The sequence below is a fragment of the Paraburkholderia sp. BL23I1N1 genome, from assembly GCF_003610295.1.
In the GTDB taxonomy this organism is placed as follows: Bacteria; Pseudomonadota; Gammaproteobacteria; order Burkholderiales; family Burkholderiaceae; genus Paraburkholderia.
On the sequence record NZ_RAPV01000003.1, the window covers coordinates 286,638 to 310,468 of the forward strand.

At 62.7% G+C, this 23,831-nt stretch carries 20 protein-coding genes and 1 pseudogene; 13 read left to right on the forward strand and 8 right to left on the reverse strand.

Annotated features, from left to right (window positions below; genetic code table 11):
* Positions 1-12 precede the first annotated feature (12 nt).
* Together B0G76_RS40555 and B0G76_RS40560 are read right to left on the reverse strand one after the other, a co-directional pair.
* Entirely contained in the window at positions 13-1,329 is a 1,317-nt protein-coding gene (locus tag B0G76_RS40555; RefSeq protein WP_120298320.1) for an ATP-binding protein, read from the reverse strand.
* Entirely contained in the window at positions 1,313-2,038 is a 726-nt protein-coding gene (locus B0G76_RS40560) for a response regulator (protein ID WP_054035058.1), read from the reverse strand. Before B0G76_RS40560 ends, B0G76_RS40555 begins: the two co-directional genes overlap by 17 nt.
* Before the next feature lie 220 nt (positions 2,039-2,258).
* Between B0G76_RS40560 and B0G76_RS40565 the strand changes: the two genes are divergently transcribed.
* A complete protein-coding gene (locus tag B0G76_RS40565) occupies positions 2,259-2,786 on the forward strand; it encodes a periplasmic heavy metal sensor (RefSeq protein WP_120298321.1) in 528 nt (175 codons plus the stop codon).
* Between the two features lie 183 nt (positions 2,787-2,969).
* Here B0G76_RS40565 and B0G76_RS40570 read toward each other — a convergent pair whose 3' ends face one another.
* Complete coding sequence (locus B0G76_RS40570; protein WP_120298322.1) at positions 2,970-3,680, reverse strand: pirin family protein; 711 nt, start codon at positions 3,678-3,680, stop codon at positions 2,970-2,972.
* 144 nt (positions 3,681-3,824) lie between these two features.
* Here B0G76_RS40570 and B0G76_RS45060 point away from each other — a divergent pair.
* The 6 genes and pseudogenes from B0G76_RS45060 to B0G76_RS40595 form a co-directional block, all read left to right on the forward strand.
* Positions 3,825-4,004 (forward strand): annotated as a pseudogene (locus B0G76_RS45060) (lipoprotein); the annotation flags it as partial.
* Positions 4,005-4,182: 178 nt separating this feature from the next.
* Positions 4,183-4,959 (forward strand): ABC transporter substrate-binding protein, encoded by a 777-nt coding sequence (locus tag B0G76_RS40575; protein ID WP_120298323.1) that lies wholly within the window; start codon positions 4,183-4,185, stop codon positions 4,957-4,959.
* A gap of 277 nt (positions 4,960-5,236) precedes the next feature.
* Positions 5,237-5,926, forward strand: coding sequence for an ABC transporter permease (locus B0G76_RS40580; protein WP_120298324.1), 690 nt, complete (start codon positions 5,237-5,239; stop codon positions 5,924-5,926).
* On the forward strand, positions 5,923-6,636 hold the full coding sequence (locus B0G76_RS40585) for an ABC transporter permease (protein WP_120298325.1): 714 nt from the start codon (positions 5,923-5,925) through the stop codon (positions 6,634-6,636). Before B0G76_RS40580 ends, B0G76_RS40585 begins: the two co-directional genes overlap by 4 nt.
* 48 nt (positions 6,637-6,684) lie before the next feature.
* The gene (locus B0G76_RS40590) at positions 6,685-7,464 is read left to right on the forward strand and encodes an ABC transporter ATP-binding protein (protein WP_120298326.1); all 780 of its coding nucleotides are present in this window, start codon (positions 6,685-6,687) and stop codon (positions 7,462-7,464) included.
* Between the two features lie 592 nt (positions 7,465-8,056).
* Positions 8,057-9,184, forward strand: coding sequence for a porin (locus B0G76_RS40595; RefSeq protein WP_120298446.1), 1,128 nt, complete (start codon positions 8,057-8,059; stop codon positions 9,182-9,184).
* A gap of 308 nt (positions 9,185-9,492) precedes the next feature.
* On the opposite strand, the gene glnK is transcribed toward B0G76_RS40595, so the two are convergent.
* Positions 9,493-9,831, reverse strand: coding sequence for a P-II family nitrogen regulator (gene glnK / locus B0G76_RS40600; RefSeq protein WP_074763377.1), 339 nt, complete (start codon positions 9,829-9,831; stop codon positions 9,493-9,495).
* Between the two features lie 150 nt (positions 9,832-9,981).
* Positions 9,982-11,682, reverse strand: a complete 1,701-nt coding sequence (locus tag B0G76_RS40605; protein WP_120298327.1) for an NAD+ synthase — start codon at positions 11,680-11,682, stop codon at positions 9,982-9,984.
* Positions 11,683-11,817: 135 nt separating this feature from the next.
* Here B0G76_RS40605 and B0G76_RS40610 point away from each other — a divergent pair, with 135 nt between their 5' ends.
* Positions 11,818-12,987 carry a GNAT family N-acetyltransferase gene (locus B0G76_RS40610; RefSeq protein WP_120298328.1) on the forward strand — a complete coding sequence of 390 codons (1,170 nt, stop codon included), beginning with the start codon at positions 11,818-11,820 and terminating at the stop codon, positions 12,985-12,987.
* 53 nt (positions 12,988-13,040) lie between these two features.
* Here the strand turns inward: B0G76_RS40610 and B0G76_RS40615 are convergent, their stop codons facing one another.
* Positions 13,041-15,308, reverse strand: coding sequence for a glycoside hydrolase family 3 C-terminal domain-containing protein (locus B0G76_RS40615; protein WP_120298329.1), 2,268 nt, complete (start codon positions 15,306-15,308; stop codon positions 13,041-13,043).
* Between the two features lie 147 nt (positions 15,309-15,455).
* On the opposite strand from B0G76_RS40615, the gene B0G76_RS40620 reads away from it, so the two are divergent.
* Both B0G76_RS40620 and B0G76_RS40625 read left to right on the forward strand, forming a co-directional pair.
* Complete coding sequence (locus B0G76_RS40620) at positions 15,456-16,481, forward strand: AraC family transcriptional regulator (protein WP_120298330.1); 1,026 nt, start codon at positions 15,456-15,458, stop codon at positions 16,479-16,481.
* 139 nt (positions 16,482-16,620) lie between these two features.
* Positions 16,621-16,932 carry a GIY-YIG nuclease family protein gene (locus B0G76_RS40625; protein ID WP_120298331.1) on the forward strand — a complete coding sequence of 104 codons (312 nt, stop codon included), beginning with the start codon at positions 16,621-16,623 and terminating at the stop codon, positions 16,930-16,932.
* On the opposite strand, the gene B0G76_RS40630 is transcribed toward B0G76_RS40625, so the two are convergent.
* Together B0G76_RS40630 and ppa are read right to left on the reverse strand one after the other, a co-directional pair.
* Complete coding sequence (locus B0G76_RS40630) at positions 16,929-19,034, reverse strand: FUSC family protein (RefSeq protein WP_120298332.1); 2,106 nt, start codon at positions 19,032-19,034, stop codon at positions 16,929-16,931. The two genes, B0G76_RS40625 and B0G76_RS40630, sit on opposite strands and share 4 nt — an antisense overlap.
* Before the next feature lie 276 nt (positions 19,035-19,310).
* Positions 19,311-19,838, reverse strand: a complete 528-nt coding sequence (gene ppa / locus B0G76_RS40635; RefSeq protein ID WP_064272305.1) for an inorganic diphosphatase — start codon at positions 19,836-19,838, stop codon at positions 19,311-19,313.
* 258 nt (positions 19,839-20,096) lie between these two features.
* Here ppa and B0G76_RS40640 point away from each other — a divergent pair, with 258 nt between their 5' ends.
* The 3 genes from B0G76_RS40640 to B0G76_RS40650 all read left to right on the forward strand — a co-directional run bounded on the left by B0G76_RS40640 (position 20,097) and on the right by B0G76_RS40650 (position 23,776).
* Positions 20,097-21,536, forward strand: coding sequence for an aldehyde dehydrogenase family protein (locus B0G76_RS40640; protein WP_120298333.1), 1,440 nt, complete (start codon positions 20,097-20,099; stop codon positions 21,534-21,536).
* A 77-nt stretch (positions 21,537-21,613) separates the two neighbouring features.
* Positions 21,614-22,372: an SDR family oxidoreductase gene (locus B0G76_RS40645; RefSeq protein WP_120298334.1), complete on the forward strand. Its 759-nt coding sequence runs from the start codon at positions 21,614-21,616 to the stop codon at positions 22,370-22,372.
* An 84-nt stretch (positions 22,373-22,456) separates the two neighbouring features.
* Positions 22,457-23,776 carry an MFS transporter gene (locus B0G76_RS40650; RefSeq protein WP_120298335.1) on the forward strand — a complete coding sequence of 440 codons (1,320 nt, stop codon included), beginning with the start codon at positions 22,457-22,459 and terminating at the stop codon, positions 23,774-23,776.
* Positions 23,777-23,831: the final 55 nt, after the last annotated feature.

Sequence of the window (23,831 nt, forward strand, 5' to 3'; positions counted from 1 at the left end):
CCGCTCCACCTGCTACCAGACGCTTTCCGAAGCCGCCATGACACGCGGGACCACTTCGAACGGAAAGCTCATCAGGACTCGCAAGCCACGGCCGCCGTGGTTGCCGATCTCCCACTCCCCGCCCGCACGCCGCACCAGACGCTCGACGATCGCGAGCCCCAGCCCGCTATGCCCGTTGCCGCCACGCGCCGGGTCGAGCCGAACGAACGGCCGGCTGGCATTGATCAGGTCCTGCGCGGCGATACCGCTGCCGGTGTCGCTTACCGAAAGCGTGTACCCCTGCGCCGTGCGTGCCGTGGCGACGACGATCGGCGGCGCGCCGTAAGCATGCGCGTTATCCAGCAGGTTCGACAGGATCCGGTCGAGCGTCGCCGCGGGCAGCAGGAAACTAGGCCCCGCGTTGAGTTCGGTCTGCACCGTGGGCGCACCCGCCGCGACCGCGCGATAACTGCGGACCACGCGCTCGCATTGCGCGTCCACTTCGACCGCTTCGCTGCGATCGGCGCCGTCGTGGGCGAACACCAGAAACTGTTCGACGATATGTGTCATTGAATCGACGTCGCGCACGACGCCGTCACGCATTTTCACTTCTTCCATCATTTCGGCGCGCAGACGCAAGCGCGCCAGCGGCGTTTTCAGATCGTGCGCGACGCCGGCCAGCATCACGGCCCGATCGTTTTCAGTGCGCGCCACTTCCTGAACCATCTGATTGAAGCCGTGCGTGAGTTGCCGCAACTCGCGCGGACCGCGTTCGGGCACCGGCGGCACCGGCAGGCCGCGGCCGAAGCGCGCCACCGCCTGGGCAAGCGAGCGCAACGGCTGCTGCAACGCCCACGCGGCGAAAAGCGCCGCCATCACCGCGAACGAGAAAATGATCGCGAGCCACAGCACCGTGCGGTCGAGCGAACGCGGCGGGCGCAATGGCTGCACCGGCACGACGATCCAGCTGCGATCCGTGGTGGCGCGCACCCACAGCGTGGGCGGATGGCCCGGCTGGCCGACCCGCACCAGCGTGCCGGCGGGCATGCGATCGCGCACGTCCTCGATGAAACGTTGGAGCGGCGCCGGCAAAGCGGTGCTATCCGGCGGCACATCGGCGCTCGCCGGATCGACCAGCCTGACGCGCGACGGCAAAGGCTGGTCAGGCGTGCGGGCAACGTGCTGACGCACTGCGTCGACGAGGAAAGTGGCTTCCTCGACGGCATAACGCGTTTGCAGCTGGCTGCGCTCGAGCCGCATGAGCGCGTACCACGCGAAATGCGACAGCAGCAGCACTGCAATGACTAGCAGCGCGAGGCGCCCGAAAAGCGAATCAATGGGCCGGCGCATGCTGTTCGCCGTCCGGCACGAACACGTAGCCGCGCCCGCGCACCGTTTGAATGAAGCGCGGCGTGGACGGATCGGTTTCGAGAATGCGACGCAAACGCCACACCTGGACGTCGATGCCGCGGTCGGTGCCGTCGTATTCCGGGCCGTGCAGCAGTTCGAGCAGGCGCTCGCGTGTAAGCGTGCGCATGGGGTGATTCACGAAAATCTTCAGGAGCGCGAATTCGCTGCCCGACAGCGTGAGCGGCTTGTCTTCGAGATGCAGCGTGCGCGACTGGAAATCCAGCGTGAAGCGGCCGAAGTTGAACGGCTCGCGCTGTTCCGGCGCCGCCGCCGAGGGCAGCGTGCGGCGCCGCCGCAGCACCGCCTGCACACGCGCCAATAGTTCGCGCGGGTTGAACGGTTTGCCGAGATAGTCGTCCGCGCCGAGCTCCAGCCCGACAATCCGGTCGACGTCGTCAGCACGCGCGGTGAGCATGATCACGGGGATATCGTCGCCCGACGCGCGCAGCTTGCGCAGCGCGGTCAGCCCGTCTACGCCCGGCATCATCAGATCGAGCACGATCAGATCCGGACGCTCGCGTTCGAGCCTGCGCTCAAGCGTGCCCGCGTCATGCAGCACCGAAACTTCGATGCCCTGACGGGCCAGATAGTCGCGCAGAAGATCGCGCAATTCGACGTCGTCGTCGACGACAAGTATTTGAGTAGCCATGGGATGGAGTTTAACGCGCAGCAGGAAGGGATTTCGATTTCAGAAGGCCCGCAAGGGTTACCGGGTGTTACCGTGAAAGGCGCACGTAATGTCCCGTAATAGCCGCATCAATCCGCGTAACACAGCGCCGGACGCAGTTCTCTACGCTGTGTCTTACCGAATGCAGGCCGTCCTCAATCATCGGTTGCATCGTCGGCTATTCCATTACAAGGAGCCTTACATGTCCACCAAAAAAATGTCGCGCGTTCTCGCCGTTGCCGCCACTGCCCTCGCCATCGGCGCGGGTGCCGCCTATGCCGCACAACCCGCCGCTCACGGCGGCCCCGGCGGCTGGCATGGCCACTTCATGAAGGAACTCGGGCAACTGCATGACCAGTTGAAGCTGAACGCGGATCAGGAAAAGCAATGGCAGGCCGCGCTCGACACCATGAAGCAGAACCACGAAGCCATGCGCGCCAACCATGAACAGATCAAGAACCAGATGAAGGCCGCACAGCAGCAGCCGATCCTGGATCTGAACGCCATGGCGGCCAGCCACCAGCAAGTCGAGCAGAAAGACGCGCAACTGCGTCAGCAAACCACGGACGCGTGGCTCAAGTTCTATAACGGCTTGAACGACCAGCAGAAGACCACCGTCAGCACGGCGCTGAAGCAGCGTTTTGCGAAGATGGAAGCACGTCACGAGAAGATGCGCGACCGCTGGGAACATCACAAGGACGCAGCGTCGGCGCCGGCTGCGAATCAGTAAGCGGTACGACGAAGGCGGAAGGCGGCTTGCGCGGCCGTCGTCCGGATGCAAAAACGCCACGGAGGGTTTTCCGTGGCGTTTTTGTTTGCGTTCACAGCCTGCACTTCAGGCCGAGAAACTCGTTGCGCCCGCAACTAGCAACTAATAAGTAGCAACCGTCGGCCGTCGGCCCGTGAATGGCGCTTATCCGTTGAGCGGACCGAGATCGAACAGCAGCACTTCGGCGTTCTCACCCTTTTCGAGCGTCACCGTATCGGTCTCGCTGAGCTTGGCGGCGTCGCCGGTCTGGAGCGCTTCGCCATTCACAGTCAACGCTCCGCGCGCCACGTGCACATACACCAGCCGGCCTTTCGGCAACGCGAACGCAGCCCGTTCCGCGCCGTCGATCAGCGCCGCGTAGATCGAGGCATCCGCATGAATCGTGACGGAGCCGTCGCGGCCGTCGGGCGAGGCGACCACGCGCAGACGCCCGCGCTTGTCGGCATCGTCGAAGCGTTTTTCCTCGTAGCCGGGCGGGTCGCCCGCGCGCTGCGGAATCACCCAGATCTGCAACAGGTGCGCCTGCTCGTCCTGCGATGCGTTGAACTCGCTATGCTGCACACCCGTGCCGGCGCTCATGCGCTGCACGTCGCCGGGACGGATGGTCGAACCGTTGCCCATGCTGTCGCGGTGCGCGAGCGCGCCTTCGAGTACATACGTGACGATTTCCATGTCGCGATGGCCGTGCGTGCCGAAGCCCTGGCCACCGGCGATGCGGTCCTCGTTGATCACCCGCAGCGGTCCGAAATGCACGTGTTGCGGGTCGCGGTAGTCGGCAAACGAGAAGCTGTGATACGAATCGAGCCAGCCGTGATTGGCGTGGCCGCGTTCGTCGGAACGGCGAATCTCGATCATGGGGATCTCCCGGTGAGTAAATAGCGATGCCCAGAATGTATGGGCGCGCGGCTCGTTAAACAATCGGCAACGGCGCACCGGATCGTTTCATAAATCCGTGCAATCGCGCACGGGTGGGGGTGGTGAGGGTGGCGGCGCTGGCAGGCCGGTTGCGGGCGGTCCGGCTCGCTTTACCTGCCACCGGCTCGTCGATCGTTCACGCGAATGAGCGTCCGCAAGCACGGCCCGGCTGCGGCCCGGCACCGTCGCGCATGCGCAACGCATGCGTCCGTCCAATCGCAACCAGCGGCGTCCCGCACTGGCGCCCCGCCCCTGTTCGGGTAAAATACCGCCCTTTTCGAGACGCATGGGCGCTCAAGGCGCGCCGGCGGCCCCGAAGCAATGCCGAAGCAATGCCCCAGCGGCGCGACAATTTTGACCGCCTAGAATAGCGACGGCCGGCCACGAGCCGGCGGTCGTCGAGATCGGCACACCACGACGATCAGTCTGATCCAGGAGAAACATGAAAAAGGCCGCACTGTGCGTGGCGCTTGCCGTCATGGCCACCGGCGCGATGGCGAAAGAATGGAAAACCGTGCGCATCGGGGTGGACGCCAGCTACCCGCCGTTCGAATCGAAGGCGGCAAGCGGCCAGGTGGTCGGCTTCGACGTCGATTTGACCAAAGCGCTGTGCGCGAAAATGAACGTCAAGTGTGTGTGGGTCGAGCAGGACCTGGACGGGATCATCCCGGCGTTGAAGGGCAAGAAATTCGACGCGATCGTGTCGTCGCTGACCGTCACGGACAAGCGCCGCGAACAGATCGATTTCTCCGACAAGCTGTTCGACGCCCCGGCCCGCATGATCGCCAAAGCCGGCTCGCCGCTCTTGCCCACGGCCGAATCGCTGAAGGGCAAGCATGTCGGCGTCGAGCAGGGCTCGACCCAGGAGGCCTACGCCAAGGCGTACTGGGAGCCCAAAGGCGTCACCGTGGTGTCCTACCAGAATCAGGATCAGGTCTACGCCGACGTCGCTTCGGGACGTCTCGACGCCGCATTGCAGGACGAATTGCAAGCCGACGCCGGGTTCCTGAAGACGCCGCGCGGTAAAGGCTTCGCCTGGGCCGGCCCGGAAGTAAAAGACCCCAGGACGATTGGTGAAGGCACGGCCATCGGCCTGCGCAAGGATGACGTCGAGCTGAAAGCGATGTTCAACCAGGCGTTGGCGCAGGTGCACCAGGACGGGACGTTCAGGAAACTCGAAAAGCAGTACTTCGACGTCGACATCTATCCGGGTCACTGACACCCATGAAACTCGGGGCTCGCCCGCATGGGCTTTCCCGAGGCTTCGTAATACAGTCGGCACTAGTTTCAAAAACAGCTTCAAAGCAGCTTCAAACCCGATTCAATACCAGAGTCGAAAAGCGCGCTGCAAGGCCGGTAACGGCCATGCAGTCATGATTTGCACAGCGGTGCGCTGTGCGCCGCAGGAAACGGCGAGCCCTGGCTCGCGGCAAACGCGGTGCAGAGCTGGCCGCGTCTTTCGCGGTGCGTCGCAAACGCATCGTCAAGGACCCCCTATGTTCCTTCAAGGCTACGGCCCGCTGCTTCTCAACGGCACCTGGCAAACCGTCAAACTGGCGGTATTGTCGCTGGCGTTCGCTTTCGTGCTGGGCCTGCTCGGCGCGGCGGCGAAACTGTCGAAGAACCGCTTCTCCTATGGTGCCGGCACCGTCTACACGACGCTGGTGCGCGGCGTGCCCGACCTGGTGCTGATGCTGCTGCTGTTCTACAGCATCCAGATCTGGCTGAATAACCTGACCGACCTGCTCGGCTGGGACCAGATCGACATCGACCCATTCGTGGCTGGTGTCGCGGTGCTGGGCTTCATCTACGGCGCGTACTTCACCGAGACCTTCCGCGGCGCGTTTCTCGCGGTGCCGCGCGGCCAGCTGGAAGCGGGCGCGGCCTACGGCATGACCGGCTGGCAAGTGTTCTCGCGAATCATGTTCCCGCAGATGATGCGCTTCGCGCTGCCCGGCATCGGCAATAACTGGCAGGTGATGGTGAAAGCCACGGCGCTGGTGTCGATCATTGGCCTCGCTGATGTCGTCAAGGCTTCGCAGGATGCGGGCAAGGGCACGTTGCGGTTCTTCTTCTTCACCTTGCTTGCAGGGGCGATCTATCTCGTCATCACCACAGTGTCCAACTTCGTGCTGATGTACCTCGAAAAGCGTTACTCGACTGGCGTGCGAAAGGCGGATCTATGATCGAGATCATTCAGGAATACTGGCGCAACTATCTGTATACCGACGGCTACCGCCTCACCGGTGTCGTGATTACGCTGTGGCTGCTGGTGGTGTCGATCGGGCTCGGCTTCTGCCTGTCGATTCCGCTTGCGGTCGCGCGCGTATCGAAGAAGAAATGGCTCGCCGGCCTAGTGTGGCTGTATACGTATATCTTTCGCGGCACGCCGCTCTACGTACAGCTGCTGCTCTGCTACACCGGCTTGTACAGCCTAGAAATCATCCGCAACCACGAACTGACCAACGCGTTCTTCCGCGACGGCATGCATTGCACGCTGCTCGCGTTCACGCTGAACACCTGCGCGTACACCACCGAAATTTTCGCGGGCGCGATCAAGGCCACGCCGTATGGCGAGATCGAAGCGGCGCGCGCGTATGGCATGTCGTCGTTCACGCTGTACCGGCGGGTGATTCTGCCGTCGGCGCTGCGCCGTGCGTTGCCGTACTACAGCAATGAAGTGATCCTGATGCTGCACGCCACCACCGTCGCGTTCACCGCGACCGTGCCGGACATTCTCAAGATCGCACGCGACGTGAACTCGGCCACGTATCAGTCGTTCAATGCGTTCGGCCTCGCCGCCCTGCTCTATCTGACGATTTCTTTTGCGCTCGTGTGGCTGTTCCGCCGCGCCGAGCGCCGCTGGCTCGCTTACCTGCGGCCGCAAGGCAAATAATCAAAAAGGGCACTGCGCTCCAAGCAGGTAAGCCCGCCAAGGATCCTGATGAACACCAAGAAGCAAAAGCTCTTCGTCGACGAGCTTCACAAACAGTACGGCGACAACGAAGTCCTCAGGGGCGTGTCGCTGAGGGCCAACGCCGGCGACGTGATCAGCGTGATCGGTTCGTCCGGTTCGGGCAAGAGCACGATGCTTCGCTGCATCAACTTCCTCGAACAGCCGAACGCCGGGCGTATCTTTGTCGACGGTGAAGAAGTCCGCACGCAGATCGGCAAGGCCGGCGCGCTGCGCGTGTCCGATCCGAAGCAGTTGCAGCGCGTGCGCACCAAGCTCTCGATGGTGTTCCAGCACTTCAACCTGTGGTCGCACATGAACGTGCTCGAGAACATCATCGAGGCGCCGGTCAACGTGCTGGGTCTGAAGCGCAAGGAGGCCGAAGACCGGGCGCGCCAGTATCTGGAGAAAGTGGGCCTCGCGCCGCGTCTCGAGAAGCAATACCCGTCGCATCTGTCGGGCGGACAGCAGCAACGCGTGGCGATCGCGCGCGCGTTGGCCATGCATCCGGACGTGATGTTGTTCGACGAACCGACTTCCGCACTCGATCCCGAACTGGTCGGCGAAGTGCTCAAGGTCATGCAGACGCTCGCCGAAGAAGGCCGCACGATGATCGTCGTGACCCATGAAATGGCGTTCGCGCGCAACGTGTCGAATCACGTGATGTTCCTGCATCAAGGCCGCGTCGAAGAAGAAGGCCATCCGGACGAAGTCTTCAAGAACACAAAGAGCGAACGGCTCAAGCAGTTCCTCTCCGGCAGCCTCAAATAAGACTGCCATACAGCCTGGTATTTGGGCTGTAGTCAAAGCATAATTACAAGACGCTTACAGACGCTTTTTTTACTTCGCTCACCTGCACATTCCGGGTGTTTTACCCGCGAAAAACCTACCGCGGCGCACGCCGTCCGCCCCTCTTCCGCCCTACTCTGCCGCTTTTCAAGCGTCAATAGTGGCAATCCTTAACGTTATCCTCGCCGAACCGTGATTCCCTTGCCTCATAAGGGTTTCCGGCATTTTTTTCACTGTGGCGATGGATTGTTACGCACATTCTTATTGCAATTTGGAGACACCCACACTGGCCGGTACTAATTTCTGCTTCCACTTCAGGGTATTTTTGATAAATTAGTAACCAAAGTAGCAAAACAAAGTTCATTAAAAGTAGTTTCACTTCAAAGCAACAGAGGAGAACCGGTCGGCGAGGGATCGGCATGGCGCGAAGAATAGCCCGCTGAGGCTATCCGTCACGGCAGGAAACCCAATCCACCCGCTAATCTCCCTGGTACCGATTTCTGTTCGGCGCGCTTGCGTCCGAACACCATTCGCAGTACTGGGTTTCACTTTTTGACAGGGTATGGAGGAGAAGATGAAGAAAGCTTTGCTCGCCGCTGCGTTGATGACAGCCGGTGTAGTTGCCCACGCCCAAAGCAGCGTGACGCTGTACGGCCGCCTTGACGCTGGCCTGGAATACATCAGCGGCCTTCCGAACAACAGCTATACCGGTTCCACGTCGCGCTTCCGTGCGGAAAGCGGCGACTGGGGTACGAGCCTGTGGGGCATGAAGGGCGTCGAAGACATCGGCGGCGGAAACAAGGTCCTGTTCCAGTTGGAAGGCTCGTTCAACACGATGAACGGTCAGGGCCCTGGTGGCGGTGGTCTCTTCAATCGTTGGGCAACAGTCGGTATGGCGAACGACGCGTACGGTACGCTGACATTGGGCCGCATGCTCTTCATCTCGAACGGCGTGTGGGACTTCGACCCGTTCGGTCAGTCAAACTGGTCGTCGGCATCGCTGGTGCGTGGCCGCAACTGGCCGCAATCGAGCAACAACATCGCGTACCAGTCGCCGAAGCTCTACGGCTTTGACGTGTACGGCCAGTACGCGCTGTCGAACGCGACGAACTGGAACGGTAACGGCACGACGCCGCAAGGCCGCGAAGCCGGTCTGCAACTCACGTACACCTCGTCGCTGTTCCAGGTGCGCGGCTTGTACGACGAAATCCGCAACAGCGCGAACGGTCAATTCACCGACCCGTTCAACTTCTCGCGTGAATACACGGCTGCTGCCAACGTGTTCCTTGGCCAGTTCAAGATCCAGGCTGCGTACCAGGCGATCCGCACGTCGAGCTCTGCCAGCGCAGCCGGCGCGTCACCGACCTCGCTCGATCACGAATGGGGTGGCGTGACGTGGCAAGCCACGCCGGCTGCCGCGCTGATCGCTGCGGTCTATCACGTGAACGCGAACAAGGGCGCGGGTAACGCAACGATCTACACGATCGGCGGTTCGTACAACCTGTCCAAGCGCACGTTGCTGGACATCCAGGTCGCAACCGCGCGTAACAGCAAGACGGCTAACTTCGGCCTCGACGCGAACACCGCAGGTGTTGGTGGTACGGGCAACCCGGCTATGTCGCCTGCAGGCTCGTACAACGAGAACCCGCTGCCGGGTCATAGCCAGACTGGTGTGTACGCAGGTATTCAACACTCGTTCTAATCGAACGGTTTGCCCCGAAGGGAGTTTCTTCGGGGCGCCCCCCAAGGGAATTTCCTACGGGGCGTAGTCGCAAGTTCTTCAAGAGAATCTTTTTCACGCTGCTGCGAGAGGCGCGTATCGGTGCGATGTCCGAAAGGGTATCGCACCGTTTTTTATTTCAGCGCACGGTTTTGCCGCTGCCTCGACGCACCGTGCTGGTGCGCGGCGCATGCTTTGCCGCTGCGATTGCCCTGCTGCAATGACCTGCAATACCGGCGCTTGATTCCTGCGTTTGAACGTTGCGCAGAGAAGGCCTCTGGCCTAAAAACTCAGACCGCCGCTTCGTTTTCTTCGCCGGTGCGAATCCGGATCACACGCTCCACTTCCGCGACGAAAATCTTGCCGTCGCCGATCTTGCCGGTGCGCGCCGCGCCGATGATCGCGTCGATCACCTGATCGCACTGGTTGTCCGCGACCACTACTTCGATCTTCACTTTCGGCAGAAAGTCGACCACGTACTCTGCACCACGATAGAGCTCGGTGTGGCCTTTTTGCCGGCCGAAACCCTTGACTTCAGTCACGGTCAGCCCCGTGAGGCCGACTTCAGCGAGCGCCTCGCGCACTTCGTCGAGTTTGAACGGTTTAATGACTGCAGTGATGCGCTTCATGGCGGACCTCGTCTCGTGATTGGAAGGTTGAAAGGGACATGGATGATTTTTATTCTACGCCGCGCCGGATGCGTTGCGGCGATCCGGCGGACGCTTCTGGTCTGCTATGGGGTAAGTCCGCAGCAACCGTTCACTTCAGCTCGCTTCAGTTCACTCCACCGGCTCGGTGTAGCGCGACGTAATCGGATAACGCCAGTCGCGGCCGAACGCGCGATGCGTGACGCGAATGCCGATCGGCGCCTGACGGCGCTTGTATTCGTTGATCTTGATGAGACGCGTGACGCGTTTCACGTCCTCCACCGCGTAGCCCGCCGCGATGATTTCAGCAAGCGAGCGGTCCTCTTCCATGTACATGCGCATGATCGCGTCGAGCACTTCATACGGTGGCAAGCTGTCCTGATCGGTCTGGTTCTCGCGCAGTTCCGCCGACGGCGCGCGCGTCAGAATCCGCTCGGGAATCACGTCCTGCTTTGCAAAGGTGGTGGCATGGTTACGGTAATGGCACAGCTTGTAGACCAGGGTCTTGGCGATGTCCTTGATCACCGCGAAACCGCCGGCCATGTCGCCGTATAACGTGCAGTAGCCCACCGCCATCTCGCTCTTGTTGCCGGTGGTCAGCACGATCGAGCCGAACTTGTTCGACAGCGCCATCAACAAAGTGCCGCGAATACGAGCCTGAATGTTTTCTTCAGTGGCGTCTTCGGCGCGGCCGGCGAATTCATCGGCGAGCGAGCTGCGGAACGCTTCGAACATCGGCGCGATCGCGATTTCGTCGTAACGTACGCCGACGCGGCGCGCCATCTCGGCGGCATCGGTTGTCGATATGTCCGCCGTGTAGCGCGACGGCATCATCACCGCGCGCACGCGATCGGCGCCCAGCGCGTCACATGCGACGGCGAGCACGAGCGCCGAATCCACGCCGCCCGACAGGCCGATCAGCGCGCCCGGGAAGCCGTTTTTATTGATGTAGTCGCGCACGCCCATCACGAGCGCGGCGTACACCTGCGCTTCGAGCGAAAGCTCCGGTGCGATCGCGGCGGGCAGCGGTTTGCCGTCGTCGAATTCGACGATTGCGTTGCCTTCTTCGAACTGCGCCATCTTCGCGACCAGTTCGCCCTTCTCGTCGAGCACGAACGAGCCGCCGTCGAACACCAGTTCGTCCTGCGCGCCGACCATGTTCACGTAGACCATGGGCAAGCCGGTCTCGCGAATCCGTGCGCGCAGAATGTCGAAGCGCACCGCCTCCTTGTTCAGGTGGTACGGCGAACCATTCGGAATCAGCAGCACTTGCGCGCCCGCCGCCCTCGCCATTTGCGCAGCCGACGCATGCCACGCGTCCTCGCAAATCACCACACCGTACTTCACGCCCTCCAGTTCGAACACGAACGGTTGCGGATCGGAAGCGAAGTAGCGCTTCTCGTCGAACACCTCGGTATTGGGCAAATCCTGCTTGCGATAGGTGCCGACCACTTCGCCGCTCACGATCAGCGAGGCCGCGTTGAAGCTATCGACCGGCGGGACGCCGCGCTCGATCGGCGCGTTTGCTTTACCATGACCGTGCGCCAAGATGTGCGCCACGTCACGCAGCGGATGGCCGACGATCACATGCAAGCCGGCGAAGGGCTTCAGTTGCGCGGCCAGATCGGCGAGCGCCGCCGCGCTCGCGGTGTAGAACGCGGGGCGCAGCAACAGATCTTCGGGCGGGTAGCCGGATAGCGCGAGTTCAGGCGCAATCAGCAGCTTCGCACCATCGTTGTGCGCGGCGCGCGCGGCAGCGACAATCTTCGCAACGTTGCCGGCGAAGTCGCCGACGGTGACATTGATTTGAGCAAGAGCGATTCGGGTCTTCATGGCAGGATCGACAGGCAAGCCAGGCGGCTTGCGAGTACCGTGGCTGGTTAGCTCGACGGCAACGGACAAATCGGATAAACGAACGACGCACCGCTTTCATCGCGCCGCGCCGCTCATTGGGAACAGTCACACAGATTGAACCAGGAACGCTTTGATTATCGCACGGGCATTCTGGCGTCGCCCTCCGAGGTGGACGCCGCGGAATGGAATGCCCTCCTTGCGCAGCAGACACAGCCCACGCCGTTTTTGCGGCACGAGTTTCTGAGTGCGCTCTCCGCGACCCGATGTGCGGTCGCCGATACCGGCTGGGCGCCGCAATTCGTCACGCTCACCGACCCGCGCACCGACAAACTCGTGGCGGCCGCGCCTGTGTATCTGAAGGGCCACTCGTACGGTGAATATGTCTTCGACTGGGCCTGGGCCGACGCGTACAAACGCAACGGCCTGCCCTATTACCCGAAGCTGCTGTGCGCCGTGCCGTTCACACCGGTGCAAGGCAACCGGCTGTTGTCGGCGGATACGCATGCCCTCAGGCATCTGGCGGCAACGCTGATGGCGTTCGCCGAGCAAGCCGACGTGTCGTCATTGCACGTGCTGTTTCCGACCGAAACGGAGGCCGCCGCGCTAACCGACATGGGCATGATGCTGCGCGAAGGCGTGCAATTCCACTGGCTCAACGACGGCTATCGCGACTTCGACGATTTCCTCTCCACGCTCGAACAGAAGAAACGCAAGAACATCCGCGCGGAGCGTCGCAAGGTGCAGGAAGCCGGCGTGACGATGCGCCGGATTCGCGGCGAAGATATCCAGGACGCCGACTGGCGATTCTTCAGCAAGTGCTACCGGCAAACCTACCGCGAGCACTTTTCGAGTCCGTATCTGAACCTCGATTTCTTCCGGATGATCGGTGCGTCGATGCCGGAAAATCTGCTGCTGGTGATCGCCGAATACGACGGCAAACCGATCGCGAGTTCGCTCGTGGTCTATCAGCGCGATGAGAAAACTGGCGGCACCTTGTACGGCCGTTACTGGGGTGCGCTCGAACATGTGCCGTGCCTGCACTTCGAAACGGCGTACTACCAGCCGCTCGAATTCTGCATCGAAGAAAAGCTCGGTGCGTTCGAAGGCGGCGCCCAGGGCGAGCACAAGATGGCGCGCGGTTTTTTGCCGACGGTGACGCGCTCGGCGCATTGGCTCGCGCATCCGGCCTTCGCCGATGCGGTCGGCCATTTCCTCGACAACGAAAAGAACAGCATTCACGCGTATGTGGACGAGCTGCGCGAACACAATCCGTTCAAAGGTTGACAATCTTGCGCGGCACGACGGTCGTGAGCCGCCGTGCCGCGCTTCGCTACAGTTCAGCGGCCGGCCAGCGACAACGACTTCGTCAACGCATTCGCATCCCGCGAAGACGCGCCCGCGATAAACCCATAACTGCCGCCGTTTATCTTCCACGCGTGATTCGTCGCGTCCCAGGTCGCGAGCCGCTGCGCCGGGATCGTCACGCTGACGGGCTGAGCCTGCCCCGGTTGCAACGAAAGCTTTTGCCAGCCGACCAGACACTTCGGCGGTTCGCCCAACCCCGCAGGCAACGCCGCGTAAACCTGCGCGACCTCCTCTCCCGCACGCGCGCCGTTATTGGTCACGGTGAACGTGACGGTCACGTTGCCCGCGCCGTCGGCACTCGCATTGAGGTTCGAGTAGGCAAAGCTCGTGTATGACAGACCGAAACCGAATGGGAACAAGGGTTCGATCTGCTGTGCGTCATACCAGCGATACCCCATCAGCAGGCCCTCGCTGTATTTAACGCTCAGATCGGTCGCGGAAATGACCGGTTGCGGCAGGTCGCTATCCTGCTTCGGAAACGAGATCGGCAACTTGCCCGACGGATTAGCGTCGCCGAACAGCAGATCGGCGATCGCCTGGCCGCCTTGCACGCCCGGATACCAGCTTTCCAGCACACCATGCACATTGCCGAGCCACGGCATCAGCACCGGGCTGCCGTTTTCGAGCACCACGACGACCCGTTTCGCCTTGGCCGCCACAGCAGCGATCAGGGCATTCTGATCGTAGGTCTGGTTAGACGGATCGGCCTTGCTGTCCGGCAGGCTCAGGCTCGGCAAATCAAGCGTTTCAGTTTGCCACTGCGTCGCGAACACGATCGCGACATCCGCCTGGGCCGCGGCGTTGGCGGCTGCATTCGCATCATTCCCGTCGAAGTAGCTCACGCTCGCGTTCGGCGCCTTCGCCCTGATCGCCCCGAGCGGCGCGGACTTGTACCAGGTCGCACAAGCACTGAGCAACGCGCCAGCCGGCTGCTGACAACCCGACACGGCGTTGCCGTCGATCGCTGGCACCGCGCCTGACCCGCCGCCCGACAGCACGCCCGCATCAGCATGTCCGCCGATCACCACGATCGACGACAGATTCGCTGCCGCAAGCGGCAGTACAGCCTGCTGCGCGCCGGCCGGCGCGGCGTTTTTCAACAGCACCGCCGATTGCTGCGCAACCTTCAGCGCAAGCGTATTGCCAGCGGTTTCGTCGATCGCGCCACCTGCCGTAGGCGGCGAATCCATGATGCCGATCCGCACCAGCGTGCGCAGCTTGCGCTGGACCATGTCGTTCAATCGCGCGATCGGCACCGTGCCCGCCGTCACCGCGGCCTGGAGCTTGGTGTTGAAATACGAACCGAAATACGCGGATAGAGGATTGCTGGTGTCGCTATCGTCGGCGGCGCCCGGCTGTTCCTCGTCGAGACCGGCGAGCACCGAGGGCACCGTGCTATGCGTGGCGCCCCAGTCCGACTGCACGACACCCTTGAAGCCCCATTCGGTTTTCAGCACATCCGTGAGCAGGTAGGGGATTTCGCACGCATAGGTGCCGTTGACCTTGTTGTACGAACACATCACACTGCCCGGCTGACCCTCCTTCACGCCAATCTCGAACGCGAGCAGTTCGGTCTCGCGCATCGTGCGTTCGTCGACCTGCGAGTCACCCGTATTGCGGTTCGTCTCCTGATCGTTCATCGCATAGTGCTTGATGGTCGCGATCACTTTCTGCGACTGCGTGCCGACCGTGCGGGCGGCGCTCATCGTGCCGCTCAGCACCGGGTCCTCGCCCATGTATTCGAAGGTGCGCCCGTCGCGCGGCTCGCGCGCGAGGTTCACGCCACCGCCAAGGCCTTCCGCGTAGCCGAGCGTGCGCAACTCGACCGCGATGCGGGTACCGTACTCGTTAGCAAGCGCCGGGTCCCAACTCGCGGCAAGCGCTACCGGTGCAGGCAGCGCCGTGACGCGAGCGTTATTCACGTTGACACCGCCCGCGGAGTCCGCGCTGCTGACCCTGGGAATGCCGAGCCGCGCAATGCCGGGGATGTAGCTCGCTCCGCCCAGCGCGTCCGCCGGGAATGTGCCGTAGCCTAGCGTCGGCATGCCGGTACCGTGCACCATCTGAATTTTTTCGGCCGTAGTCATTTGCGCGACCAGCGCCGCGGCACGCTGGTCGGCGGCCGTATCGGGATCGGCCGGCGCGACCTGCAAGTCGTCGTTATGGCCGCACGCGGCAATCAGGGCCACCACGGCACAGGCCGTCGCGATTGCGGTACCACGGAAATACGTTCTACCCATTGCTCCTCCGGCTTCGTTCTGTTGTACTTAAGCTCGTCCGACAAGAACAAGAGTCTAGGGAAGGGCACGGTAGCCGTTTGACATGCAGGAGCGGCTTTTGACCAGAAGATGCTCAGGAAAACCCGGGGATGACATCAGAGAGACACCGTGGAGCTACTCCAGAAATCCGTTTCCGCCCGGCTATATCGATGGCTGCTCGACGAACTCCAGCGCGACGGACTCGATCGCGAGGCGATATGCAGATCGATTGGTATCCGGGAACACGAACTTGATGCCGCGGACGCGCGCGTAGCCGGCGACCAGCATGTGCGCATGACGCAACTGATGGCCGGCTGGAAGCTCAACTACACGCCGCCTGTGCCAGGCGTAGCCGGCTGGTTACGGCCCTTTCCGGAACTGGCGGGCGTCGTGTGCAATCGCCCGACCTTGCGCGACGCATTGCGGCGCTTCGTGCAGTATCGCGAGCTGATCGGTAATGTCGACTGGCTGTTGATGCACGAGGAGAACGACGCTGTAGCGTTCGACTACGTGCTCGAAGGCGACGGCCGTTCGGCACGCTGCGCGCTGGGCAACTTCGCGATGATTGCCGACCTCGCCCGCCTCTACGATCCGTCCATACGGGTCCGCGAAGCAGGTTTGACCGGCACGCTGTCCGCGCCCAACGTAAACTTTGAAGACGCACTCAGAAGTCCGATCCGGGTCGACCAGCAACGCAATCGCATCGTGCTCGCCTCGGCGGTGCTCGACGCTTCGTTCGAACAGTTCAACCCCTCGCTCGCGGACATTCACCTGCATGCCGCGGACGAGGTCCGCCACAAGATCCGCATGCGCGCCTCGTTCGGTCATACGGTCGAGGCTTGCCTGATCGAATGGCTACGCGAACAGGCCGACGAAGTGTTGCCGGAGCACATGCAGTCGCGCCTGTGCGAACGCTTCGCGATCTCGCGCTGGACCTTGCGGCGCCGGTTGCTGAACGAACAGACGAGCTTCCACGATCTGCTGACACGCGCGCGAACGCGCGAAGCCAAACAGCTTTTGTCGCGGACGCAACTGCCGATTCGCGAAATCGGCGAACGTGTCCGTTTTGCATCGACGAGCGCCTTCACGCGATTTTTTACGCGAGTATCCGGCGCGGCGCCGAGTCATTACAGAAGCACGCATGACGAGAGGTGAAGCGGCCCGCACGAAGGCGCGAGTGCGGCACGTGCGCACTGCGCCTTCGTTCTGTGGGACACTTGCGCTCTCCTTGCGAGGCTCGGTTGTGCAGGTCCGCCAAGCCTCTCGTTTGACGACACTCCCGATCGGCGCACCCATGGCGTGGTTTCTATATCTGCTCGAATGCTCGGACGGCAGCGTCTATACCGGCATTGCCACCGACGTGCAGGCGCGTTTCGACAAACACGTGAGCGGTGAGGGCGCGCGCTATACGCGTTCGCGCAAGCCGGTGCAGGTGCTGGCGTCGTTTGAGTTGGCGAACCGTTCGAGTGCGTCGAGTGCGGAGTATTGGGTCAAGCGGCTGTCGCCTTCTGACAAGCGCGCGCTGGCCGCGGGGCTGCGAACGCTCGAATCGGTATTGCCGCTGCCCGAGCCGGTTGCCGCAGACGAACCCGACGCCCCCTTCTAACCTCTCGCCTCGCGCATCCGCTCAGTCAGCAGCCGGTGCATCAGCGCGATTTCACCCACCGCATCCGCCTCCAGCGACGTCAACCGATCTCGCGCGGGAAGGTCGCGCCGGATCGGCCGTAACGTCCGGTTCAATGCCGCGTCGATGTCGTGGCTCGTGGCCGCCATCCACTCGCCGAGTTCGCCGTGCATGTTCCGCCGGTTCGTACTCAGGCGCAGTTGGGTCGCGGTTCCCGCCATTTTCCGCAACACGCTCAGCACGGTCAGCGTCACCGTATCGACCATCGAGTCCTCGAGCTTTTCAAGTCGGACGCGGCCGATCGCTTCCTCGGCATTGTTGCTGCCGAGACCCGCGGCTCGACGCAAGCGTTCCATGTCCTTCTCGCTACGCTCCGGCGACTCCAGCGCCGCCCTCAGATACGCGAGATTGGCCCGCACTGCCTCGCTCAGATAGGCGCGATAGTCGACTTTCTCCCGCGTCGGCCACAGGTAGAACGTTGCCAGCAGCGCCAACACACAGCCCAGCACATTGTTGCCGAGCCGCGTGAGCGCGTAGGCGAATTCGCTGGCGCCCGGCGTCGCGAAGTCGGCCACGAGCACGAAAGTCGGCGTCAGAAAAAGAACGAAGAGGCTGTAGCTGACGGGACGCAGCGCCATCGTGGCGACCACCAGCGGAAAGACCGCCAATGAAATGCCGAGCGGCGAATGAATCGCATAGCCGATGCCGGCCGCCAGCACGCCCCCGACAATGCTTCCGGCCGCGCGCTCGATACTTCGTGGCCAGGTCGCGGCAATGGACGGTTGCAGGATCAGCAGCGTCGCCATGGTTGCCCAGTAGCCAAAGGGCAGTCCGAGCGCCCGTATGACCAGAAAGCCCGCCGTGGTCGTGACGCCTACGCGGGCGGCGTGGCGCAAGCCGACCGACTGAACCGAGAGGTTCGCCTTGAGGGTCGACCACGTCCGCGTGAGCAGTCTCGCGGCACTGTCCCGCCACCCGAGCGGCTGCGCATACGCCGGTGCGAAATCGACCAGTTCGAAGCCGGATTTGAGCGCCACGGGCTCCATCAGCGCGGATTCGAGTCGCCTCGCGAGGCGCCGCAAACGGCGTTGCAGGTCGGCGAGGCGGTTCCATTGCGCTTCGCTGGCGTCCGCACCGATTCTGCGCAGAACCTCGCCCATCCCGGTCAGCAGCCGGGCCGCGCGTTTGACGCGACGTGCGTCTTCCGGGGGTTTTTCGCAGGCACCGGTGACCGCAATCAGATACGCAAAGAGCGCTTCACTTTCGCTCAGCAGAGCGAGCAGCGTGTCGTAAGTTTCCCGGCCGGCCGTTCTCGAGTCAGGCACGTTCGCCAGCGCCTTGCGCGAGCGCTCCAGCGCAGCCCGCGCATCGGCGCGAAATTTCGCGGCATGCGTGACCCACTGTCCCGGGGCTGCGCGCTGTTCGAGCAGGCGAGCGCTATCGAATGCGATGTCGGCCAGACGCACATACACCGCACGCAGCGAAGCGCGGCTCGTCCCAAACGGGTGAATGCGCCAGACAGTCAAGCTCAGCACGACGGCAAACAGGCATCCGGCCAGGTAGATGCCGAGAAACGCCATCCCTTCCCGAAGATTGTGCATGGGCCGGTCGACCATCACGACGCAAGCGGTCGCTGCGAGAATCGTCACCTGCGATGTCGCGGCGCCCCAGATCCTGCCGAACGCGCCGAGCGTCGTGAATACCAGTATGGCGAGCGCCGCGAACACCGTGCCCTCGCCTGACGCGAAAGCAGTCACGCCGCCGCACACGGTCGACAGCAGCGCAAAGCCCATCATCGAGGCGAAGCGGGTACGGTTCGAGCCGGCCGCGTCTGCGAGACAGGTCCAGAAAGCGCCGATCGCGGCCCATGCGAAGGTCGGGTCGTGCAGCAGATTACCCACCACCAGCATGGCGGTGGACGCGCAGGCGGCTCTCAGCCCTTCCGACAGACTGGCCTCGCTCATCGAAAACGACACCATCCATACCGGCCGCTTGCGGTAGATCGCGGTGACGAGCGCGTACAGGCTCGCATACAGGCGGCTCGACCAGCGCGGCGACGATGGATTGGACTTGCGATTCAGCATCCGGACGGTGGGCCCTCAAAAAACGCACGTTGGCGCTGCCTCAGCGCATTAATACGCCGGCAGCGGGGATCCTGCTACGACCGCCAGATGATAAGGGTTAACACTGAGATATAAAAATGGCTTCGGTTCATCCGGTCGATGCGCTGCGTCTATGCGTTGTGTCTTTGCGCTGTTTCCATGCGCTGCTTTTATGCACTAAATCGGCCGCCCATGAAAAAACCGCGCGGCCCTTGCAGGCTCGCGCGGTTTTTTCATCAACTAGCGGTGTAACGCAGCTTACTTCTTGAAGTTCGCCACGCCTTCGCTGATTTCCTTGTGCGCGGCTTCGATGCCCGCCCAGCCGTCGACCTTCACCCACTTGCCCTTTTCCAGCGCCTTGTATTGCTCGAAGAAGTGCTTGATCTGGTCTTTCAGGTACGCCGGGACGTCGTCGATCGACTTCAGGTCGGCGGTCATCGGGCAGACCTTGTCGTGCGCGACGGCGACCAGCTTCGCGTCCACACCCGATTCGTCGGTCATTTGCAGCATGCCGAGCGCGCGGGCACGGACCACCGAGCCGGCCAGCAGCGGGAACGGCGTGATGACCAGCACGTCGACCGGGTCGCCGTCGCCCGACAGCGTTTGCGGAATGTAGCCGTAATTCGCCGGATAGCGCATGCCGGTGCCGATAAAACGGTCGACGTGGAGCAGGCCCGTTTCCTTGTCAGCTTCGTACTTCACCGGATCGCTTTGCGCCGGGATTTCGATGATGACGTTGAAATCTTGCGGAAGGTCTTTGCCTGCGGGGACGTGATTGAAGCTCATGAGCGCTCTCTGATCAGATGGAATTCGGAACACGGCGTGCGGCGCGAGAACTCGAGCGGCGAATCGTGAAACTCGCCAGGACGAGGCGTTGCGGCCGGACAGTGCGGAATACGCCATTATAGCCAATCAGCCGATGGCACCTTGAGTTGGATCGGCGCGATAATCGTCTGGCGTCTCTCGCTTGTCTCGCGATTGTGCCTCTCGTTTGTGACCGCCGCGCAACTGAACCCCGGCAGCGCGACACCTCAAGGAGCATGCATGGAAGAAGCCAGGCATTTCATCGGCGGCGAATGGTCCGCTGCATCAGGCGGCGAGACGATCGCCGTGCTCGATCCCTCGGACGGCCAGCCGTTCACCCGGCTTGCGCGCGGCACCGCGGCGGATATCGACGCCGCCGTCCACGCCGCCCGGCGCGCCTTCGAAGGCGCATGGGGCGAGGCGAGCGCCGCCGAACGCGGCCGCGTGCTGTACCGGCTATCCATGCTGGTGGCAGCCCACCAGGAAGAACTCGCTCAACTCGAAGCCCGCGACACCGGCAAGCCGCTCAAACAGGCGCGCGCCGATTCGGCTGCTTTGGCACGCTACTTCGAGTTTTACGCCGGCGCGGCGGACAAGCTGCACGGCGAGACGCTCCCCTATCAGGCCGGCTACACCGTGCTGACGATCCGCGAGCCGCACGGCGTGACCGGCCATATCGTGCCGTGGAACTACCCGTTGCAGATCTTCGGCCGCAGCGTCGGCGCGGCGCTCGCCACCGGCAATGCGTGCGTCGTCAAACCGGCGGAAGATGCGTGCCTCTCGGTATTGCGTGTCGCCGAACTGGCGGCCGAGGCGGGTTTGCCGGCGGGCGCGCTGAATATCGTCACGGGTTTCGGACATGAAGCGGGTGCGGCGCTCGCGCGTCATCCCGGCATCGATCACATCTCCTTCACCGGCTCGCCCGAAACCGGCAAGCTCGTGACGCAGATGGCCGCCGAGAACCACGTGCCGGTCACGCTCGAACTGGGCGGCAAATCCCCGCAAATCGTTTTCGCCGACGCAGATCTCGACGCAGCCTTGCCCGTGCTGGTGTCGGCGATCGTGCAGAACGCCGGGCAAACCTGCTCGGCGGGCAGCCGCGTGCTGATCGAGCGGGTAATTTACGAGCCGCTGCTCGACCGGCTGAGCGGCGCGTTCCACGCGCTGCGGGTCGGACCGTCGCACGCCGATCTCGACTGTGGTCCGCTGATTAACGCGAAACAGCAACAGCGCGTGTGGGACTTCCTCTCGGACGCGCAACACGACGGCATTCCCATGGCGGCACACGGCGAAGTGATTCCCGAAGCGCCGGAGAGCGGCTTCTATCAGGCGCCGACGCTTTTACGCGACGTGCCCGCGAGCCACCGTCTGGCGCGCGACGAAGTATTCGGCCCGGTCCTCGCCGCCATGTCGTTCGCGGACGAAGACGAAGCGCTCTCGCTAGCCAACGGCACACAGTACGGCCTGGTCGCGGGCATCTGGACGCGCGACGGCGCCCGGCAGATGCGCCTCGCGCGGCGGCTTCGTTCCGGTCAGGTATTCATCAACAACTATGGCGCCGGTGGCGGCGTCGAATTGCCGTTCGGCGGCGTGAAGCATTCCGGCCACGGACGCGAAAAGGGTTTCGAAGCGCTGTATGGCTTTACGGTTTTGAAAACCATCGCGATTCGTCACGGATAGTCGGGCACGCGAGTTTCAAGGGTACGGAAGCAGACGCATCACCAGCATCGCCATCCACAACACAATACGGAGACATCATGCGGTTGACAGGTAAAACAGCCATCGTCACGGGTGGCGGCTCGGGTTTCGGCGAAGGTATCGCGAAGACCTACGCGCGCGAAGGCGCGAATGTCGTGATCAACGACCTGAACGGCGCGGCGGCCGAACGTGTGGCGAGCGAAATCGCGCTCGCCGGCGGCAAGGCGATCGCGGTGGCCGGCAACGTCACGCAACGCGAGGACTGGCAGGCGCTGCGCGAAGCCGCGCTCGAAGACTTCGGCAGCGTGCAGATCGTCGTCAACAATGCCGGCACCACGCATCGCAACAAGCCGGTACTCGACGTAACGGAAGCCGAGTTCGACCGCGTCTATGCGGTGAACGTCAAAAGCCTCTACTGGAGCGTGCAGGAATTCGTGCCGTATTTCCGCCAGCAAGGCGGCGGCGCTTTCATCAATATCGCGTCGACCGCCGGTGTGCGGCCGCGGCCCGGTCTCGTCTGGTACAACGGCAGCAAGGGCGCGGTGATCATCGCCAGCAAGTCGCTCGCCGTCGAACTGGGACCGGACCGCATTCGGGTGAACTGCGTGAACCCCGTGATGGGCGAGACGGCGCTGCTGTCGGAATTCATGGGTGTCGAAGATACGCCGGAAAATCGCAAGCGCTTTCTCGCCGGCATTCCGCTCGGGCGCTTCTCGACGCCGCAGGATATTGCCAACGCGGCGCTGTATCTCGCCTCGGACGAGGCCGAGTTCATCACCGGCGTGTGCCTCGAAGTGGACGGCGGGCGCTGCGTGTAAACGCCATGCAAACCAAACCATCCGGCACCGCTAGAATCGCGATCGACGGCGGCACTTCATTTCCACAAGAAAAAAGGAGACACCATGGCTAGTCCCGCAGATCCGCTCCACCATCCCGGCGCGGGGGCGCCACCTTCCACTTTCGAGGAGGCGACCTACCGCAAAGTCACCTGGCGGCTCGCGCCGTTCCTGATGCTCTGCTACGTGGTCGCGTATCTCGACCGCGTCAACGTCGGCTTCGCCAAGCTGCAAATGACCACCGATCTCGCCTTAAGCGACGCGGTCTACGGCTTCGGCGCGGGGATTTTCTTCCTCGGCTATTTCATCTTCGAAGTTCCGAGCAATGTGATCCTGCACAAAGTAGGCGCACGCGTGTGGATCGCGCGGATCATGGTGTCGTGGGGCGTGATCTCCATGCTGACCATGTTCATCACCACGCCGACCATGTTCTACGTGATGCGCTTCCTGCTCGGGCTCGCCGAAGCGGGCTTCTTCCCCGGCATCATTCTGTACCTCACGTACTGGTATCCGGCGCATCGCCGCGGCCGCATGACCACCTTGTTCATGACGGCAATCGCGTTGTCCGGCGTGATCGGCGGCCCGGTGTCGGGCTACATTCTGAAGAGCTTCAACGGCATGAACGGCTGGCATGGCTGGCAATGGCTGTTTCTGCTCGAAGGGATTCCCTCGGTGATCGTCGGGATCCTGGTGTTCCTGAAACTCGACGACCGCATTTCCAAGTCAAAGTGGCTCACCGCGGAAGAGAAGGAATTGCTCGAACGCCAGGTATCCGCCGAAGAGGCCACCAAGCACGACATGCCGATTCGTCAGGTGCTCACGAGCGGCCGCGTGCTGATGCTGAGCCTCACGTACTTCTCGTTCGTGATGGGCCTGTATGGCGTGAGCTTCTGGCTGCCGACCATCATCAAGGCGACCGGCGTGACCGACGCGTTCATGATCGGCCTGCTGTCCGCCATTCCGTTTGCAGCAGCGGTGATCGCGATGGTGTTCGTGTCGCGCAGCGCGGACCGCAAGCGCGAGCGGCGCTGGCATATCGCGTTGCCGGCATTCGCCGGGGCGATCGGCCTCGTGCTCTCCGTGGTGTGGACGCACAACACGGCGCTGGCCATGGCCTCGCTCACGCTCGCGACCATGGGCATCCTGACCACCCTGCCGCTGTTCTGGAGTTTGCCGACAGCAATTCTCGCCGGCACGGGCGCGGCGGCCGGCATCGCGATGATCAATTCGATCGGCAATCTTGCGGGCTTTCTCAGCCCGTACGCGGTCGGCTGGTTGAAGCAGGCAACGGCCGCGAATGACTCAGGCATGTATATGCTGGCGGCATTCATGGTCCTCGGCGGACTGCTCGCGATCAGTGTGCCCGCGAAGATGGTCAACAAGTAAAAGCGGCTCGCTGGATGACGTAACGCAGGAGCCTCCGTCAACTGCACCACGTCAC

Excerpts from the sequence above, each read along its gene's own strand:
- B0G76_RS40555 (WP_120298320.1), bottom strand. The coding sequence starts at position 1,329 with ATGCGCCGGCCCATTGATTCGCTTTTCGGGCGCCTCGCGCTGCTAGTC.
- B0G76_RS40560 (WP_054035058.1), bottom strand. The coding sequence starts at position 2,038 with ATGGCTACTCAAATACTTGTCGTCGACGACGACGTCGAATTGCGCGAT.
- B0G76_RS40565 (WP_120298321.1), top strand. The coding sequence starts at position 2,259 with ATGTCCACCAAAAAAATGTCGCGCGTTCTCGCCGTTGCCGCCACTGCC.
- B0G76_RS40580 (WP_120298324.1), top strand. The coding sequence starts at position 5,237 with ATGTTCCTTCAAGGCTACGGCCCGCTGCTTCTCAACGGCACCTGGCAA.
- B0G76_RS40570 (WP_120298322.1), bottom strand. The coding sequence starts at position 3,680 with ATGATCGAGATTCGCCGTTCCGACGAACGCGGCCACGCCAATCACGGC.
- B0G76_RS40585 (WP_120298325.1), top strand. The coding sequence starts at position 5,923 with ATGATCGAGATCATTCAGGAATACTGGCGCAACTATCTGTATACCGAC.
- B0G76_RS40615 (WP_120298329.1), bottom strand. The coding sequence starts at position 15,308 with ATGGGTAGAACGTATTTCCGTGGTACCGCAATCGCGACGGCCTGTGCC.
- B0G76_RS40575 (WP_120298323.1), top strand. The coding sequence starts at position 4,183 with ATGAAAAAGGCCGCACTGTGCGTGGCGCTTGCCGTCATGGCCACCGGC.
- glnK (WP_074763377.1), bottom strand. The coding sequence starts at position 9,831 with ATGAAGCGCATCACTGCAGTCATTAAACCGTTCAAACTCGACGAAGTG.
- B0G76_RS40590 (WP_120298326.1), top strand. The coding sequence starts at position 6,685 with ATGAACACCAAGAAGCAAAAGCTCTTCGTCGACGAGCTTCACAAACAG.
- B0G76_RS40640 (WP_120298333.1), top strand. The coding sequence starts at position 20,097 with ATGGAAGAAGCCAGGCATTTCATCGGCGGCGAATGGTCCGCTGCATCA.
- B0G76_RS40630 (WP_120298332.1), bottom strand. The coding sequence starts at position 19,034 with ATGCTGAATCGCAAGTCCAATCCATCGTCGCCGCGCTGGTCGAGCCGC.
- B0G76_RS40645 (WP_120298334.1), top strand. The coding sequence starts at position 21,614 with ATGCGGTTGACAGGTAAAACAGCCATCGTCACGGGTGGCGGCTCGGGT.
- B0G76_RS40650 (WP_120298335.1), top strand. The coding sequence starts at position 22,457 with ATGGCTAGTCCCGCAGATCCGCTCCACCATCCCGGCGCGGGGGCGCCA.
- B0G76_RS40625 (WP_120298331.1), top strand. The coding sequence starts at position 16,621 with ATGGCGTGGTTTCTATATCTGCTCGAATGCTCGGACGGCAGCGTCTAT.
- ppa (WP_064272305.1), bottom strand. The coding sequence starts at position 19,838 with ATGAGCTTCAATCACGTCCCCGCAGGCAAAGACCTTCCGCAAGATTTC.
- B0G76_RS40595 (WP_120298446.1), top strand. The coding sequence starts at position 8,057 with ATGAAGAAAGCTTTGCTCGCCGCTGCGTTGATGACAGCCGGTGTAGTT.
- B0G76_RS40605 (WP_120298327.1), bottom strand. The coding sequence starts at position 11,682 with ATGAAGACCCGAATCGCTCTTGCTCAAATCAATGTCACCGTCGGCGAC.